Source organism: Geodermatophilus sp. URMC 64 (assembly GCF_053502555.1).
This window is the reverse complement of the sequence record NZ_CP199955.1, coordinates 4,066,955-4,082,620: the sequence shown is the minus strand read 5'-3', so window position 1 is coordinate 4,082,620 and position 15,666 is coordinate 4,066,955. Positions and strand designations below refer to the sequence as shown.

14 protein-coding genes, 1 tRNA gene and 2 pseudogenes are annotated in these 15,666 nt (G+C 70.4%); 11 read left to right on the top strand and 6 right to left on the bottom strand.

Annotated features, from left to right (window positions below; genetic code table 11):
- Positions 1-10 precede the first annotated feature (10 nt).
- The 3 genes from ACWIYF_RS19865 to ACWIYF_RS19855 are packed head-to-tail and all read left to right on the top strand — an operon-like array spanning position 11 to position 2,978.
- The gene (locus ACWIYF_RS19865; protein ID WP_448624547.1) at positions 11-514 is read left to right on the top strand and encodes a hypothetical protein; all 504 of its coding nucleotides are present in this window, start codon (positions 11-13) and stop codon (positions 512-514) included.
- Positions 514-2,403, top strand: coding sequence for a DNA primase (gene dnaG / locus ACWIYF_RS19860; RefSeq protein ID WP_448624546.1), 1,890 nt, complete (start codon positions 514-516; stop codon positions 2,401-2,403). The genes ACWIYF_RS19865 and dnaG overlap by 1 nt, the downstream gene beginning before the upstream one ends.
- Positions 2,400-2,978, top strand: a complete 579-nt coding sequence (locus ACWIYF_RS19855; protein ID WP_448624545.1) for a hypothetical protein — start codon at positions 2,400-2,402, stop codon at positions 2,976-2,978. The genes dnaG and ACWIYF_RS19855 overlap by 4 nt, the downstream gene beginning before the upstream one ends.
- Position 2,979: 1 nt before the next feature.
- Here ACWIYF_RS19855 and ACWIYF_RS19850 read toward each other — a convergent pair whose 3' ends face one another.
- The gene (locus ACWIYF_RS19850; protein ID WP_448624544.1) at positions 2,980-3,189 is read right to left on the bottom strand and encodes a hypothetical protein; all 210 of its coding nucleotides are present in this window, start codon (positions 3,187-3,189) and stop codon (positions 2,980-2,982) included.
- Between the two features lie 134 nt (positions 3,190-3,323).
- On the opposite strand from ACWIYF_RS19850, the gene ACWIYF_RS19845 reads away from it, so the two are divergent.
- Positions 3,324-3,396, top strand: a tRNA-Asn gene (locus ACWIYF_RS19845).
- A gap of 566 nt (positions 3,397-3,962) precedes the next feature.
- On the opposite strand, the gene ACWIYF_RS19840 is transcribed toward ACWIYF_RS19845, so the two are convergent.
- The gene (locus ACWIYF_RS19840; RefSeq protein ID WP_448624543.1) at positions 3,963-4,184 is read right to left on the bottom strand and encodes a helix-turn-helix domain-containing protein; all 222 of its coding nucleotides are present in this window, start codon (positions 4,182-4,184) and stop codon (positions 3,963-3,965) included.
- A gap of 523 nt (positions 4,185-4,707) precedes the next feature.
- Here ACWIYF_RS19840 and ACWIYF_RS19835 point away from each other — a divergent pair.
- The 4 genes from ACWIYF_RS19835 (at position 4,708) to ACWIYF_RS19820 (ending at position 7,509) form a co-directional block, all read left to right on the top strand.
- On the top strand, positions 4,708-5,157 hold the full coding sequence (locus ACWIYF_RS19835) for a helix-turn-helix domain-containing protein (RefSeq protein WP_448624542.1): 450 nt from the start codon (positions 4,708-4,710) through the stop codon (positions 5,155-5,157).
- Between the two features lie 256 nt (positions 5,158-5,413).
- Positions 5,414-5,701: an STAS domain-containing protein gene (locus tag ACWIYF_RS19830; protein ID WP_448624541.1), complete on the top strand. Its 288-nt coding sequence runs from the start codon at positions 5,414-5,416 to the stop codon at positions 5,699-5,701.
- Between the two features lie 951 nt (positions 5,702-6,652).
- Positions 6,653-7,288 carry an antibiotic biosynthesis monooxygenase gene (locus ACWIYF_RS19825; protein WP_448624540.1) on the top strand — a complete coding sequence of 212 codons (636 nt, stop codon included), beginning with the start codon at positions 6,653-6,655 and terminating at the stop codon, positions 7,286-7,288.
- An 11-nt stretch (positions 7,289-7,299) separates the two neighbouring features.
- On the top strand, positions 7,300-7,509 hold the full coding sequence (locus ACWIYF_RS19820; protein WP_448624539.1) for a hypothetical protein: 210 nt from the start codon (positions 7,300-7,302) through the stop codon (positions 7,507-7,509).
- 816 nt (positions 7,510-8,325) lie between these two features.
- On the opposite strand, the gene ACWIYF_RS19815 is transcribed toward ACWIYF_RS19820, so the two are convergent.
- Positions 8,326-8,856, bottom strand: coding sequence for an HtaA domain-containing protein (locus tag ACWIYF_RS19815; RefSeq protein ID WP_448624538.1), 531 nt, complete (start codon positions 8,854-8,856; stop codon positions 8,326-8,328).
- A gap of 783 nt (positions 8,857-9,639) precedes the next feature.
- Here ACWIYF_RS19815 and ACWIYF_RS19810 point away from each other — a divergent pair.
- Entirely contained in the window at positions 9,640-10,881 is a 1,242-nt protein-coding gene (locus ACWIYF_RS19810) for an NAD(P)/FAD-dependent oxidoreductase (protein ID WP_448624537.1), read from the top strand.
- 406 nt (positions 10,882-11,287) lie between these two features.
- Here ACWIYF_RS19810 and ACWIYF_RS19805 read toward each other — a convergent pair whose 3' ends face one another.
- The 3 genes and pseudogenes from ACWIYF_RS19805 to ACWIYF_RS19795 form a co-directional block, all read right to left on the bottom strand.
- Positions 11,288-12,337: a glycerate kinase family protein gene (locus ACWIYF_RS19805; protein ID WP_448624536.1), complete on the bottom strand. Its 1,050-nt coding sequence runs from the start codon at positions 12,335-12,337 to the stop codon at positions 11,288-11,290.
- A 199-nt stretch (positions 12,338-12,536) separates the two neighbouring features.
- A complete protein-coding gene (locus ACWIYF_RS19800) occupies positions 12,537-13,346 on the bottom strand; it encodes a FadR/GntR family transcriptional regulator (protein ID WP_448624535.1) in 810 nt (269 codons plus the stop codon).
- Between the two features lie 286 nt (positions 13,347-13,632).
- Positions 13,633-13,965, bottom strand: a pseudogene (locus ACWIYF_RS19795) (transposase family protein); the annotation flags it as partial.
- A 76-nt stretch (positions 13,966-14,041) separates the two neighbouring features.
- On the opposite strand from ACWIYF_RS19795, the gene ACWIYF_RS19790 reads away from it, so the two are divergent.
- The gene (locus ACWIYF_RS19790; RefSeq protein WP_448624534.1) at positions 14,042-14,332 is read left to right on the top strand and encodes a hypothetical protein; all 291 of its coding nucleotides are present in this window, start codon (positions 14,042-14,044) and stop codon (positions 14,330-14,332) included.
- A 54-nt stretch (positions 14,333-14,386) separates the two neighbouring features.
- A pseudogene (locus ACWIYF_RS19785) lies at positions 14,387-15,501 on the top strand (IS630 family transposase).
- The last annotated feature ends 165 nt before the right edge of the window (positions 15,502-15,666 follow it).

Below are 15,666 nucleotides of genomic sequence, written 5' to 3'. Positions count from 1 at the left end.
GGAGGCACCGGTGCTCGAACTGGGCAAGGCCGGCTCGGCCGGTGCGGAGAAGGGCACGGTGCCGGTGCTCCGCGACGGTGCCGTGGTGGCGACGCTGCGCGCGTCGAACTGGAAGGAGGCCGCCACGGCGGTCATCGGCGATCAGGAGTGGGTCTACGCCAAGCGGAAGGGAGAGCTCACCGCGCGCCGCGCGGCGGATCCGGACGGGACGGTGCGCCTGACGGCCCGGCAGACGTCGTCCTGGAAGGGCGCCTGGTCGCTGGACCTCGAGGGGACGCCGGTGGAGCTGCGGTCGGCGTCGCTCTGGAAGGGCACCCACAGCTACCTCTCCGGTGGCCGGCAGGTCGCCGAGAGCGGGTCGACCGGCCGCTGGTCGCCGCGGCCGACGCTCTCTGCCGAGGGGCTGACGATCGAGCAGCAGGTGTTCCTGCTGTGGGCCGAACTGGTGATCAACCGGCGCAACACCGCGGTCGCGGCGGGGGCCGGCGCGGCCGTGGCGGGAGGAAGCAGCTGATGGCCGGGCGGGGACGCATCCGGGCCGCAGACATCGCGCTGGTGCGCGAGCGCAGCCGGATCGACGAGATCGTGGGCGAGCACCTGCAGCTCAAGCGCGCCGGCGGCGGCAGCCTGAAGGGGCTCTGCCCCTTCCACGACGAGAAGTCGCCGTCGTTCCACGTCACGCCCTCGCGCGGGCTCTACCACTGCTTCGGCTGCGGGGAAGGCGGAGACGTCATCGCCTTCATCCAGAAGGTCGATCACCTCTCTTTCTCCGAGGCGGTCGAGCACTTGGCCGGCAAGGCAGGTGTGCAGCTCCACTACGAGGACGACGGGGGGCGGCCCACCGGCGCGCCCGACCGGGCTCAGGCCGGCCAGCGGGCCCGGCTGGTCGCCGCGAACACCGCGGCCGCCGAGTTCTACGCCGAGCAGCTGAAGAGCCCCGAGGCCGCGCCGGCCCGGCAGTTCCTCGCCGACCGCGGCTTCGACCGGCAGGTCGCGCTCGACTTCGGCTGCGGCTTCGCCCCGGGCGGCTGGGACGCCCTCACCCGGCACCTGCGCGGCAAGGGCTTCAGCCAGCAGGAGCTGGTCACCGCGGGGCTGGCGAAGGAGTCCAGCCGCGGGTCGCTCATCGACCGGTTCCACCGCCGGCTGATCTGGCCGATCCGCGACATCACCGGCGACGTCATCGGCTTCGGCGCGCGCAAGCTCATGGACGACGACCAGGGCCCGAAGTACCTCAACACCCCCGAGACGCCGCTGTACAAGAAGAGCTCGGTGCTCTACGGCATCGAGCGGGCCAAGCGGGACATCGCTCGGCGGCACCAGGCGGTGGTGGTCGAGGGCTACACCGACGTCATGGCCTGCCACCTGGCCGGGGTGACGACGGCGGTCGCCTCCTGCGGCACCGCGTTCGGCCCCGAGCACATCAGCGTGCTGCGCCGGCTGCTCATGGACCAGGACGAGTTCCGCGGCGAGGTCGTCTACACCTTCGACGGCGACGCGGCCGGCCAGGCGGCGGCGATGAAGACGTTCAAGGAGGACCAGCGCTTCGTCGCGCAGACCTTCGTCGCGGTCGAGCCCGACGGACGGGATCCCTGCGAGCTGCGGCAGGCCCACGGCGACGCCGCCGTCCGTGACCTGGTCGCCCGGCGGTCGCCGCTGATCGAGTTCGTCCTCAAGACCACGCTCGGCGAGTACGACCTCGACACCGTCGAGGGCCGTGTCGCCGCGCTGGAGCGCACCGCGCCGCTGCTCGCCCAGATCAAGGACCACGCGCTGCGTCCGGCCTACGCCCGGCGGCTGGCCGGGCTGATCGGCAACACCGACGAGGCCGAGGTGCTCGACCGGGTGCGCCGGATCGCCGGCGGCGACGTGCCGACGCCGTCCCGCGGCCGGGCGCGGCTGCCGAGGCGCAGCCCGGACGACGTCGCGGTCGGGGTGGAGCGCGAGGCGGTGAAGGCTGCGCTGCAGGTGCCGGAGATCGCCGGGCCGTCGTTCGACGCGATCGAGCCTGCCTCGTACACCGATCCGGACTACGCCGCGGTGGCCTCGGCGGTGGCCGCCGCCGGGGGAGCGGCGAGTGCGCGGGTGACCGGCCCGGAGTGGCTGGAGGAGGTGGCGCGGCACTGCGACCGGGAGACCGCGCGGGCGCAGCTGACCGCGCTGGCCGTCGAGCCGATGCGCTCGGTCGGGGGCGAGTCCGACACCGTGTACGTCAACGCGATCCTCGCCCGGCTGCAGGAGATGGCCACCGTCCGCCAGGTGGCCGCGCTCAAGGGCCGGCTGCAGCGGATGAACCCGGTCGAGGAGGCCGACGCCTACAACAAGGCGTTCATGAAGCTGCTGGCGCTGGAGCAGCAGGCGCGGTCGCTGCGCGAGCGGGCCATGGGCGGGCTGACCCCGTGAGCCTGCTCGACCGCGTCCGGCGCCGCTGGACGCGGCCACCCGAGCCGGTGCGCGCGGTGGTGCAGGCCTCGCCCGACGCCGACGAGCGGGTCCTGGCCTGGGGCGTGCTGGCGCGCGACGCGGGCTGGCTGGTGGCGACGTCGCGGGGCCTGCGCCGCGTGCCGGCCGATCTCGGCCTGGACCGGGCGGGGGAGGTGGGCCTGCTCCCGTGGCACGAGGTCGGGCACGCGGCGTGGACGGCGGCCGGCACCGGCGGCACGTTCGCCGTCACCCCGCTGACCGAGGTGGAGCCTGGTGTGCAGGCGCGGCTGCCGGTCGAGCGGCACGCGCTCAGCGACGCCGGCGATCTGCCCGCCGTCGTCCGCCGTCGGGTCGACCAGACCGTCGTCGCCAGCCGCCGCGCCCCGCTGCCCGGCGGGGGAGGGGTGATCCTCGTGGCCCGTCGCGTGCCCGGTCAGGCCGTGCGGGAGTGGACCGTCGTGTTCGACGACGACGCCGACCGCAGCGACCCCGAGGCGCGCGAGGTGGCGCGGCAGAAACTCGCCGACGCCGTCGCCGCGGACTCCCCGGAGTAGCTCAGCGCGGGGCGTCGCTGCCCATCTTCGCTTTGACGGACTGCGCGACCGCGTCGGCGCGGGCCTGGGCCATGCCAGCGACGCTCTGCAGCCGCGGGTCATCCTTGGCGTGCTCCCACGCCCGGCGGATCTGCTCGTACCGCTCGCGCCCGGCGCGCGCACCGAGCACGTAGCCGGCGCCGAAACCGGCGAGGAAGGACAGCTTCGCCACGAAGACCTCCGGGGACTGGGAACGTCGGCGATCACGCTACCTGTGGCGACGCGCACTCGCGGCCCAGCGGGGCGGTCCCGGTCGCCTGGCCGGCGTGAGGTAACCTGGGCGGGCGCGCGGGCGACGCCCGCCCGTCCCCCGTAGCTCAATTGGCAGAGCATGCGACTGTTAATCGCAGGGTTATTGGTTCGAGTCCAATCGGGGGAGCAAGCTCCAGCTCAACGCGGTGTGGTCGCCCGCTCAAGGGTCTGGCCCCACGCTTTACCCACAGTTTTCCTGGCCGCCGCCGGCCGGTGGCTGGTGGGCGCGGATCTTTTGGCCGGTTCCTGCGCAAGGTGGGAATCCCGTCGGGAGGCCGGCAGGGCGGCACGCCGCCGCCGCGATGCGCGGTGGCGGCCGCAGCGGGGCCGCCACCGTGGTCATGAACCCGTGACCCCTTTTGCGGGATACGGGGGCGACTTTCAGCGCCGGGGTCGACGGCCGCCTCGGCCGTGACGCGAGAGGGGCTCGGGCGTGTCTGGGTCGGGTTCCGCAGGCCTCGCTCGGGTGGAGTGGCGTTCGCCGAACCCACCCGATGTTGTTCGCTGGCGCGGGCGTGGCCGAGGAAGCGCCTCCGACACCCCGACACCTGTGCAGACCTCCGGCAGCCGGGGGAGGAGTGCCTCGGCCTGCCCATCGCGCGCGCCCGTTCCGGGCCCGGGGTCGGTGCGCCGGCCCCAGGTGGTGCGCGCCGCGCGGCGTGCATGGCTCCCACGGTGTGGGGCGCCCGCCGATCAGGGCTCGCTCGCGACCCGCCCCGCGTCGATGAAGGCGTCGAGGGCCGAGCGCTGGAGCCGGACGTACTTGCCGAGCTTGACGTAGGGGATCCGCCTTTGAGCGATCAGCCGGCGGATGAACCGTTCTCCGGTTCCCAGGTAATCCCCGGCCTGGGCGACGGTCGGCAGCGGATCGTGCCGTTCGTTCAGGGATGCCTGTGCCGTGGCCGTCCTAGACATCAGGAGCCGTCCTGCAAGGGGATGACCGCTCGTCCGCGGACTCCGCGGAGTCGGGGCCGGTGTCGACGACCGGGTTGCACCTTGGCCGCCATAGAGGACGCCGCGGCCGGAGTGGGGCTGCAGGTCTCATGGCCGAGAGTCTGGGGAGGGCGCTTCCGGTTTTCCTGCAGTCTTGGCACCTCGGCTCGGTTGCTTCATTACGACGACTCAGGCGCTTTCGATAGCCCTCTCGCGGTTGCGCCGTCGCCCAGCACGCCGTCCTCCAGTTCTTCTCCAGTCCCTGTTCGTAAGGCACTGCACCGCTTGTCGTGATCCCTGCGGAAGTTCTCCAGTGGACGAACGGTCGCTGAACGACGGCGGAGCGCTCCGGCGCCCAGCTGACGCACATCCTTTGGTTCGCTCCAGTGCCTATCCGACTGCGTGCCCGTGTGTCGTGCTGGCGAGTAGGTCTTGTGAGGCCACGGTGGCCGCTAGGGTGCAGCGCCACGGGCGGGTGTTCACCGAACGGTCATGGGGGGCTGCCGTGGCGCGGCCGCTGCTTCGAGGCGACCGCCTGCACGCTGCCCGCGAGGCCAAAGGGCTTACCAGGGAAGAGCTGGCGACGAGACTGGAACTCTCGAGCCCAGCGCGCATCCGGGTTTGGGAATTAGGGCTCGAACGTCCGCGGCCTCGGTTCGTGCCCCGGCTCGCGGCCGCGCTGGGCGTCGACCCGTTGTATCTGCTCGACGTCGACTCCGATGACCCGCCCTTGTCGGCTCTTCGCCTGGCGGCTGGGCTCGCGACAAACGAGGTGACCGCTCCTGGGGTGCCGGCGGTCAGCTTGTGCAGCGACATCACGGCCGCGGACCGTAGGAACACGACCTCCAGTTCGACCGGCGAACTTCTCCAGTACGACTCGACGGTGGGGTCTCATCCGTGCGCGATAGCCGACGACCCGATGCGGCAGTCGCCTGTCGGCCACTCCAGGCCTTGAGCCCGTCACCTTCACTACCGGCGGCTTGACGGCGACGGTCACGACGTCGCCGGGAGACGGCTGAGGTTTGCGATGCCCAGGTGTGCTGCCCGGCGTCCTGGCACAGCAACGACAGCCGAGCGCGAGCGAAGCGGGCCCACGCGAAGGGGTCGCCCCCAGCAAAGGGGTGCGTAGGGTGTTGATTTGATCTCGCCGCGTAAGGAACATAGGTGATATGCCAGTCCTCGTTCCGTTACGGCCGTCCGGTCGCATCACGATGGAATCTGACAACGGGTCACAGGTCCTGCGCTTGGTCGGGGATATCGACGACGCTGCGATCGCCGCCTACGAGACCCACCACTCCGCTCTGCACGCCCCGGTGATCGATGTGGTCGATCTGGCCGGGGTGACGCACCTCGGCTCCGCCGGGGTCGGCTTCCTTCTCCGGCACACCAAGAACTCCCGCGAGCTTGGGCAGCCTCCCGCTCTGCGTGGACTGGCCCGATCCGCTCGCCGGGTGCTCGACCTCACTGGCGTCTCATCCCTGTTCCAACTCGCGGCCTGAGCGCTGCCCGACAACGGCTGGCACCGCGAACAGGCCTCCCGCAGTGGGTCGTGTCAGGACATCGGCGGCAGTCGCCGCGCACATGATCCACAGGAGAGGCCCTGTTCGGTCTCCGGACTGGGCGGCCGCGACCAGACGGTGGTCGGCAATGGCGGCCGGTGCGCTGCCCAGGAACGTCCTGGTCCGGCGGTGCTAAAGGTGTGTGGCACCTGATCTTGCGCGTTCTCCAGTGAGGCTGGCGTCGACATGGCTCGGTTTTGTTCGGCGTCCAGTCGGGCGAATTGGCCCCGTCCGCGGCTGCGGTCAGCGCCGTTCCGGCTTCGGTTTGCTGGGGGGACCGAGATCACCCCTCGTGTCGGATCGGGTCGGTACCTGCCGGCAGGCAAGGTCACGAGAGAGACAGCGGACGGGCATGAACATCCAGGCCGACACTCGTACGCTGACCGATCACTGGGGCCTCCCCACGCCTCTGGCTCTACCGCCAGGGCCCGCCCCTGAGCGGCAACCCACGATCGTCCGTGGCGGGGGCCCCAGCCCCCATACCGTCTAGGTCGAGGCAAGGGCGCTGGCGCGTCGCTTGGCGATGGGCCTTCGGCCCACCCTTGCCTCGACCCGGCGGCAGCAGGCATTGGCTGGCTACGGGGAGCGGAGGAGAGGTCGCTGCCGCACCCGTGATTCCAATCATCAACGAGTGTCAACGCTTCTCGATGATCCGAGCTTGGACGCACCCCGAAATCGCCCGTGCCGCCAAGCACCTGCTGCTCGGGTGATCACGCTGCCGTCCGGGCCACCGCCGGCCGGGCCGACCTGTGCCTGGTCGTCACGGGACTGGACCTCCGCCCGGCCTGATCCGAACAGGGTCGAAGGTCCCTGTTCCCGGCCCGAGGGCGCGAGGACGGTGGCTCGTGCGGTGGGGCCGTGGGGGCGCCGCCAAGCGTGAGGAGAACCGGCATGTACGCACGCACGACGACCATCCACGCCGACCCGCGGCGCGTGGACGACGGGATCGCGCACATCCGCGAAGTGGCGCCCGCCATCCTCGGGATGCGCGGTTGTGTGAGCTTGTCGCTGCTGGTCGACCGTGCATCGGGCCTCTGCATCGCGACCACGGCCTGGGACGACCATGCGGCGATGCGCGCCACCGCTCAGAGCCTCGCCAGCACGCGCGTCCAGACGCGGGGGATCATGGGCAACGAGACGGAGGAGGTGCAGGAGTGGGAGGTCGCCGTCATGCCCCGCATGTACGAGGCGCCTGAGGGCGCCTGCACCCGTGTGGTGTGGAGCAAGATGGACGTCGACCACGTCGACCGGGTCCTCGACGCCTATCGGTTGACGCTCGTGCCGCAGCTGGAGGACATGCCGGGCTTCTGCAGCGTCAGCCTGCTGATCGACCGCGCCAAGGGGCGGGCGGCGTCCGCGGTCACGTTCGACAGCCGTGAGGCGATGGAGGCGAGCCGGGACGACGCCCAGCGCATGCGTGACACCTTCGTCTCGGCCATGGAGGTGTTGATCACCGACATGGCGGAGTTCGAGCTGGTCCTGGCCCTCCCGCGCGTCCCCGAGATCGAGATCGAGATGGTGGTCTGACCCGCGCCGCCTTGGACCTGAGCGGCGAAGAGTTCCTCGCGGCACTCGACGGTGGAAAGTGCGAAGACGTCGACCCCGATGCCCACCCCGGGCTGCTCGACGTGCTCATGGCGCTACTTTTCGTACGCCGAAGCCTCGTGCTGGGAGCGTCGCCGTATCAAGCGGTCGAAGCGTTCCTGGCTCCTCTCGAACGAGCGGCGGCCTTCCTGGGCACGGGCTGATCGTCGTCTTGCTCGCCGGTCGGGCGACCACGGGCAAACGCCCGGCTGGAGCCTGAACGGCGGGAGACGGCCTCGTACTTGCATGGTGACGCGGCCGGCTGCCGGTTCCTGGCTTCCATGCACTACCGGATCATCCCGACCGACCCCGAGAAGTACGACATCCAGCAGGAGCGCCGGCGGGTCGCCACGTCGGCGTACCTGTATGAGTTCAGGACTCCAGACAACGCGAAGGTTTGGGCGGTGCACTGGTATCCGGCCGGCAAGAGCCACGCCACCTTCCCGCACCTACACCTGTACGCGCGCCGCCCCCGACGGGTGCTTCCCCACGCCCGGCAGACCCCTCGAGTCTCCGATGCACTGGTGCAGCGAGATGGGAGCAGAGCGCAGAACGCCCAGTAGCGCACCGTGCTGGCTGAGTCCGACAGGATTCACCAGCTGTAACGATCTTGGTCCGAGGACCCGTCACCGCCGGCGGGTGGCCGGTGACGCCGGGCCCTCCCGCGGCGAGGCGGGATGCGGGGTGGTCAGCCGGGAGTCCACCCCGCTTCCCCACAAACCAGCTCCCCTCCGACTGCGCAGCGCCGGTGGAAGGGTGGGCCGCAGGCCCATCCCGGAGGGACGGGAAGCGCCCTTCCGGCCGCCGGCGCAGTCGGACAGGCTTCCCCGGGTGTGGGGGCGAGTGCGAGCCCGGCTGATCCTTGACACCGTCTCGGCTGATCTTGGTTACCTCTCCCCGCCTGTTCTCGGCTGTCGATTAGCGGGGGCCGGAGAGCAACTCTGGCCTCGAACGTCGGGCTGGCGGCGGCGTCGCACTGGTCACCCACCCGCGTCGAGCAGGGGCACAGTCACCGTGAGCGGCTCGAACCCCTCCCCGGGCGGATAGACGTCGTTGAACAACCCGGCACCGGTCCCGGTCAGCCGGACCTCCGTGCCGCGCCAGATCTCGATCCCCTCCGGCGAAGGCTGCTGCGCGAGACGAAGCGTGACCAGCGTCAACCGCTCCGCGCCCTCCGTGTCCTCGAGGGGTGCGACGGTGAGCTCGGCAAGCTCGCCGCGGAGGGTCAGCACGGGGAACGCCACGCGGACGAAGAGCATCCCGAAGTGACCACTGAAGCGGACGTCGCCGCGGAAGGCCCAGAACCTGTCCGGGACGCCATCGGGGGAGGACCGCCACCCTGATTGCTCCGGCGGGAAGAGGATCTCGTTCGTCCCGACCGCCACGGCGCCATCGCCCAACCAGCCTCTGCCATCCGGCATCCGCTGGAGGTACTCGAGGAACGATCCCTTGATGCCCCAGCGCAGACCGAATTCGGGTTGCGCCGACGCAGGAGGCGAGGGCTCGGTCACGGGGCACTCCAGGGTGGGGGCGGACGGCGGCGCCTGATTGGGCACGAAGGACAGGCCTCGGAGCAGCGAGCGACCGAAGGTATCGCGCCCAGGCAGCCGCCGGTCCTGCGAGGCGGTCGACTGGACCAAGCTGAGCAAAGGCCGACCTCGATGACGGCGTCGTCGATGGGCAGACCAGCGCCGAGCAGAGCGAGATCGTGCAGCTGCGCCGGGAGAAGCGACGGCTGGATGGAGAACGAGATCCTGCGACGGGCCGCGGCCTACTTCGCGGCCGGCTCCCTGAATGAGAAGCACCATCCTTCCGGGCGGTACTGACAGCCGCCGGGCTCCAGGTATCGATGGGCCGCGTCGCCTCCGCGGGTCACAACGCTGACACGGAGGCCAGGCACGCGCTGCTGCAGAAGATCGTCCTCGACCGCCGGCGCTGGCGCACCCGCGACGAACTCCACGCCGCAGACGTGCCTGGATCGAGCAAACCTACAACCGCCGCCGGCCTCCTATCCACCGTCAACCGAAGCTGCAGCAGGCGCCTTGTCCGCCCACGGCGCCTGGCCGCGCAGCGCCGCGGTGAACAGCAGACCGACCAAGCGAGGACCCCAGGGGCAAGAACACCACAGCCGTGCCGCAGCTCAGCGAGCCGATGACCAGTCCCGCGATCGCAGGACCGACAGACCGGTTGACCTCGGTGTTGACGAGCAGCAGCGCGTCCGGCGCCGGGACGGACGATAGCCTGACTCGACATCCGGCGGGCCCTCGCCGGATCCGACTTGGGCAGCGTGAGCGATGAGCGAAGCACCAGCAGGCGTCGTGGTTGTCGGTGGCTCCATCGGTGCAGTCCGAACGGTCCAGGCGTTGCGGAATGAAGGCTACGGAGGTCGGATCCGTCTGCTGACCGACGAACTCGTCGAGCCCTACGACAGGCCACCCTTGTCGAAGCAATATCTGGCCGGCAGTAGGTCCTTGGACCAGTTCACCCTCCTCACGCAGGAGGCAGCAAGCGACCTCGACGTGGAGATGATGCTCGGGGCCCGAGCGGTTGGCGTCGACCCCGACTGGGACGTGGTGGAACTCGCGGACGGTTCGCGGATCACTTACGAGCATTTGGTCATTGCGACCGGCAGCAGCCCCCGAGCCACCCCGTGGGACACCGTCGAGGGGGTGCTCTCTCTCCGGGATCTTCAGGACGCCGATCAGCTCCGACGCGCGCTCGAGAGCGCAACCAGCATCGCGGTCGTCGGTGCAGGATTCGTCGGCGCCGAGGTAGCCGCCACAGCCCGGGGCCTGGGCGTGGACGTCACGATGATCGACCCGCTCCCGCACCCGATGGCGCGCGTGCTGGGAGGCACGCTCGCCGAGCGATTCATCAAGCTGCACCAGGACCGAGGCGTGCAGCTCCTGTTGAGCACCCGCGTCGAGTCGATCCAGAAGAACACCTCGGGCATTCAGCTGTCCCTGTCTGACTCGACAGTCCTCACCTGCGACGTCGTGGTCGTCGGGATCGGAACCCTGCCCAACACGGAGTGGCTGTCCGGGTCCCGTCTCGACGTGACGAACGGTGTCGCATGCGACGCCCGAGGAAGAGCGACCGACGTCGCTGGGATCTACGCCGTCGGCGATGCTGCGCGCTGGCTCGATCCCCATGACGGCGTTCAACGCCGACACGAGCATTGGAACAACGCTGTCGACCAAGCAGCGATCGTGGCAAAGGTCATCGTGCACGGCGATGCCCCCGAGCACCGGCCCCGCACGTACGTGTGGAGCGATCAGTACGACTGGCACATCCAGGTCCTCGGAGACCCCGCTCACGGCGAGCTGACCGACATCATCGAGAACCAGCCCGTCGTCAGCGACGGCGCGGCCCCCCGTCCGCGCTTCGCCGCCATCTACGGCGCATCAGACGAGTCCATCGTCGGCGCGGTCATCGTCTCCTGGCCCAGAGCCACTGTCGCCCTCCGGCGGTCCCTGGCCTCAGCGACGACCACGACCGACGCCGCAACCTCTGTCCAGGCCCTCACAGCACGCTGAGATCAGGATCCCGCTTCGAGAAGCAGCGGACAGGTGAAGTCGCGCCCTTCGCTACGGTCGCTGATTCCCGGGGATCAACGAGTGTGATCAAGGGGGGACATCCACGGAATTGGGATAGCGGCGGCATGCTGACGGCGCTCGCGTCTTCGGACAGATCGTCGCTCCAGCACGCACGTCCCTCGTCGTGGACGACCAGCGGACGGCCGAAGAGGCCGCCGCGTGCATGGCACCAGGGCTGAGGCGTCGGCTCAGGCAGACGTGGTCCACGCTGCAGCCGGCCGGCTTCCCGTCCAGGTACCACGCCCAGGCCTGGATGTGGCCGGCCCGGCGTCGTCGAGGCGGACCGACGGTGCGGCATCGCGATCTCACGGGCTGACACACCAACTCCCCACCGGGATGTGGTCCCTCAAGCAGTCGCTCCCTGCTCCGTCCCGTCGCTGTGCGCTCCGACGTGCATGCGGGTGATGCGCGCGCCCGCTCGCACGAGGTCCTCCAGATCGGGCGTGACCAGCGCCGCGCGGAGGCCGGCCTCCCGCACGGCACGGTCCGGGAGAGCGACCTGGCCGGCGCACACGTAGACGGGGCGGCCCACGGCGCGGCGCACGACCCCCGACACGACCTTGCCCCGCATGCTCTGGTCGTCCAGGCGTCCCTCGCCCGTCACGACGACGGCGGCGCGACGGCTGGCGTCGTCGAAACCCACCGCGTCCATCACGGCGTCTATGCCCGACGTGAGCTCCGCGTCGAAGAAGGCCCAGAGGCCGCCGGCCAGGCCGCCGGCTGCGCCGGCCCGGGCCAGGCCGCGAGGATCCCGAGGAAAGCCGGCGGCGAGCCGGTGCAGATGCTCGGTGAGCCGCCCGACCGCATGGGGCGCGGCGCCCTTCTGAGGACCGAAGACCGTCGCGGCCTCCTCGAACGGCGTCGTGACGTCGCTGAGCACCACCAGCCGTGCTCCCTGGAGGCCACCGCCGGCGAGGACGGCCTGGACGGCGCCGTGACCGCCGTCCGTCGTCGCGCTCCCGCCGCAGGCGACGTACACCGTGCGGGCCCCCTCGCGAACCGCCCGCGTGAGGAGTTCCCCCGTGCCGTAACTGGTGGCGCGCTCGGCGTCCCGGTCCTCCGGAGCGACGAGTGGCAGCCCGCTCGCCGCAGCGACGTCCACCACCGCCGTCCGGCCGTCGGCCAAGAGGGCCAGACGCGCCGGCACCGGCTCGCCAAGGGGACCGGTGGCCGTGGCCTCGATCCAGGCGCCTCCGACGGCGTCCAGCAGGGCCTGTGCGGTGCCCTCCCCGCCGTCGGCAAGGGGCAGCACGACAGGCTGGCCGCCGGCCTCGTGCACCCCGCGCGCGAGGGCAGCTGCGACCTCCCGCGCTGAAAAGGTGCCCTTGAACGAGTCGGGGCAGAGGAGGACCTCAGGGCCGCGCGTGTCTCCCGCCGCTGCAACTTCGGCTGTCATGTGCGTCGCCCTTCGTGACGGTCCACTGCCCTGGTGCCGCTCCGGCGCTCAGTGCAGCAGATGCACCGCGGTCTCCGGGCGCTTCGCCTCGAGAACGACGGCGCGCAGAGCCCCCACCATCTTGCGGGGGTCGGCCGCACCCCAGACGTCGTGGCCGTTCGTCACGCCGTATCCGCCGGCCCCCACGACCGAGGCGCGGTCACAGCCAGCCGACCGGTTCCTCGAGCAGGGAGCCAAGTTCGCCCCGGTTGATGCCGATGACCTCTGAGAGGTGCTCGTTCATGAGTGTCGAGGCGGCCTCCTCGTCGCCGTCGACGATGGCCTGAGCCACTTTGAGGTGGTCCTCGACCAGCAGCTTGTGGAGCTTGCGGACGTTCCCGACGGTGGAGAAGTGGTGTGCGACCAACTGACCGTATGCGCGGAACGTGATCTGGAAGACCCGGTTGCCGGCCAGCCCGGACACCGCACCGTGGAAACCCTCGTGGCCGGTCACGTAGACGTCGAGGTCGACGTGCTCGTCCGCTTCGACGTCGCCGGACAGATACGGGGCCATCACCTGCTCGCGCAGCGCAGCGTCGGGGTTCATCGCGGCCATCCGGGCGAGCGTCGACTCCGCGAACACCCACGCCTCGAACAGCTCGTCATACGTCGCCCCCGCGAGGTGGAAGAACAGCGCCTCCATCCTGCCCAGATTGGCGGTGTCGACGGTGCCGACCACCGGGCCGCCGCCGGGGCCGCGACGGATGCTGATCATCCCCTGGACCTCCAGGAGTCGCAGCCCCTCGCGCAGGGACTCGCGGCTGACGCCGTACTGCTGGAGCATCTGGGCTTCCGAGGGCAAGCTGTCCCCAGGCTGGAGCCCGGCGGCGGTGATGCTGCGCACGACGTCCCGAGCCACGACCTCCGCGGCCTTGAGCGGCCGGAGAACCGAACCTCCGGCGGCAATGGGGATGCCTTTCCCCGGAGTCGCCGACTCCGGGGTCTGGGCCTCGGCCTGCTTCTTCCTCATCACCCTTGCTCTCACTCTTCTGTCATGGCTCGCTGTGCCGAGGACGCTATTCCATGCACTACGACTGGGGCATGTACATCTTCATCCTGTGGGAAATGTGCGTCGCGACCTCCTGACACGAGATGATGCGGTGAAAGTGAGCTACGTCCGACCGTCGGTCAACCGCGCCAGGGCTTCCATCGCCTCGTCGGAGTCCTTGGTGTTGTGTGTCGCGCCGAACGTCAGTGCCTGGTCCCGTTTGTCGGGGACTGAGCCGTTCCCAGTGGCGGGCTGACGTGGTTGTTGATCATGTGGTTCGGTCGTTCTCGTGGTGGAGCAGGACGAGCGCGGCCGCGACGATCGCGCCGATGCGCCAGGGGCAGAGGCTGACTCGACGCAGACCCTTGATGGCGGTCTTGAGCAGGGAGTTGCCGCGTTCAGCCAGGGCTCGGGTGGCCGCGTGCAAGGCGTTGATGGTGCGCTCGTCGTCGGTCAGCTGGTGGCCGTCGGATTTCTTGACCGGCACGGTGAGGGCGTCCCGCTCGCCTTCGTAGCCGAGGTCGCCGAGGACGGCATGGTCGGTGTCGGTCCACTCGGCCAGCACCGGAAGGGCCTCGGCGTGGGCGCGCAGCGCGGTGGTAGCGGTGACGACCGTCGCCGCGTCAGTTCCGAGTGGTCGACCTCAGGACAACCGCCGCGGCGGCACTCTGGCCCACTTGGCCGCCTACGACGTGCACGCCGCCGAGGTGTTCGGCCGCTGCGCCCCGACCGCCGGACTCGAGCCGTTCGGGCAGCTGGTCGAGCAGGTGATGACCACCGAGCCCTACGCCTCGGCGCAGCGAGTGTTCTATTCGTGGACAACGGCTCCTCGCACAACGACTGCAACGCGCCATGAGGTGAACAGGCGCCAATGGCGGTTGGTCGCCCCGGTCGGGCGGCCGGTGGCGTCCGCGGCCCACGGCTTCGTACGCTTCCTCGACGGCGAGCTGGGGCCCTGCGTCCCCTAGTGCTCCGTCACGGTGCTTCTTGATGGGATCATGGCGCGGGGTCGACCATTTCGTATGCCTGCGCACGTGCGGACGGTCGAGGTACCGGACGCCGATCGGCGGGAGCTGCAGCGGCGGGTTCGGGACAAGGGCGCGCCGGCGCGGGTGGTCGAGCGGGCCCGGATCGTGCTGCTGGCCGCCGACGAGGTGCCCGGTAGGGAGATCGCGGCGATCGTCGGCTGCGCCGAGGGGACGGTGGTGACCTGGCGCGGGCGCTACGCCGAGCACGGCCTGGCCGGGCTGGAGGATCTGCCGCGGCCGGGCAAGCCGGCGCAGTTGCCCGAGTCGCTGCGGGATCGGGTGCTGGAGCTGACGCTGACCGAGCCGCCGGATCAGTTGGGGGCGACGCACTGGTCCTCCCGGCTGCTGGCCAGCGCGCTGGCCGGCGAGGGGACGCCGATCTCGCATGCCACGGTGGCCCGGATCTGGCACCGCTTCGGGGTCCAGCCGTGGCGGGCGCAGACGTTCAAGTTCTCCACCGACCCTCAGTTGGAAGCCAAGATCTGCGACGTCGTCGGGTTGTACCTGCATCCGCCGGCGAAGGCGGTGGTGCTCTGCGTGGACGAGAAGCCGCAGATCCAGGCGCGGGAGCGCACCGCGCCGATCCTGCCGGTGCGGCCCGGACATCCCGAGGTGGCCAGCTTCGATTACGTCCGGCACGGCACCACCACGCGCTGTTCGCCGCACGGGAGGTGGCCACCGGCCGGGTGACCGAGGCCTGCACCCAGCGGCATCGGCACCAGGAGTTTCTGGCCTTCCTGCGCCGGGTGGCGCGCGCCTATCCGCGCCGGCAGTTGCACGTCGTGGTCGACAACCTGTCCACCCACTCGCATCCGGCGGTGCGCGCCTGGCTGCAGCGCCACCCGCGGGTGCGGCTGCACTTCACGCCGACCTCGGGATCCTGGCTGAACCTGGTCGAGGCCTTCTTCTCGATCATCACCCGCCAGGCGCTGCGCCGGGGCAGCTTTCCGACCGTGGCCGATCTGATCGCCGCCATCGAACGGTTCATCCTCGCCTGGAACGACCGCTGCCGGCCCTTCACCTGGACCAAGGATCCCGACACCGTCATTGCCAAGGCCACCGACCCACGCCGCCGCAAGACATCAACGACGTCAGATACGGAGCACTAGCTGACGATGAGAGTGTCTCCTCAATTCTCGCGTTGCGGGAATCTGATATGTGGCCATCGATGGGGAGGAGTGTGAGCAGGCATCGAATGACGAATTCTGGGCCGAACTGCGTCTTCCAGGACGCGTCCTGGAAGAGAGCGGCTCAGGCGCACTATTCTGGAAGCC

What these genes read in the sequence shown, in the direction of transcription:
- dnaG (WP_448624546.1), top strand. Translation starts at nt 514, where the DNA reads ATGGCCGGGCGGGGACGCATCCGGGCCGCAGACATCGCGCTGGTGCGC.
- ACWIYF_RS19840 (WP_448624543.1), bottom strand. Translation starts at nt 4,184, where the DNA reads ATGTCTAGGACGGCCACGGCACAGGCATCCCTGAACGAACGGCACGAT.
- ACWIYF_RS19830 (WP_448624541.1), top strand. Translation starts at nt 5,414, where the DNA reads ATGGAATCTGACAACGGGTCACAGGTCCTGCGCTTGGTCGGGGATATC.
- ACWIYF_RS19825 (WP_448624540.1), top strand. Translation starts at nt 6,653, where the DNA reads ATGTACGCACGCACGACGACCATCCACGCCGACCCGCGGCGCGTGGAC.
- ACWIYF_RS19810 (WP_448624537.1), top strand. Translation starts at nt 9,640, where the DNA reads ATGAGCGAAGCACCAGCAGGCGTCGTGGTTGTCGGTGGCTCCATCGGT.
- ACWIYF_RS19805 (WP_448624536.1), bottom strand. Translation starts at nt 12,337, where the DNA reads ATGACAGCCGAAGTTGCAGCGGCGGGAGACACGCGCGGCCCTGAGGTC.
- ACWIYF_RS19800 (WP_448624535.1), bottom strand. Translation starts at nt 13,346, where the DNA reads ATGAGGAAGAAGCAGGCCGAGGCCCAGACCCCGGAGTCGGCGACTCCG.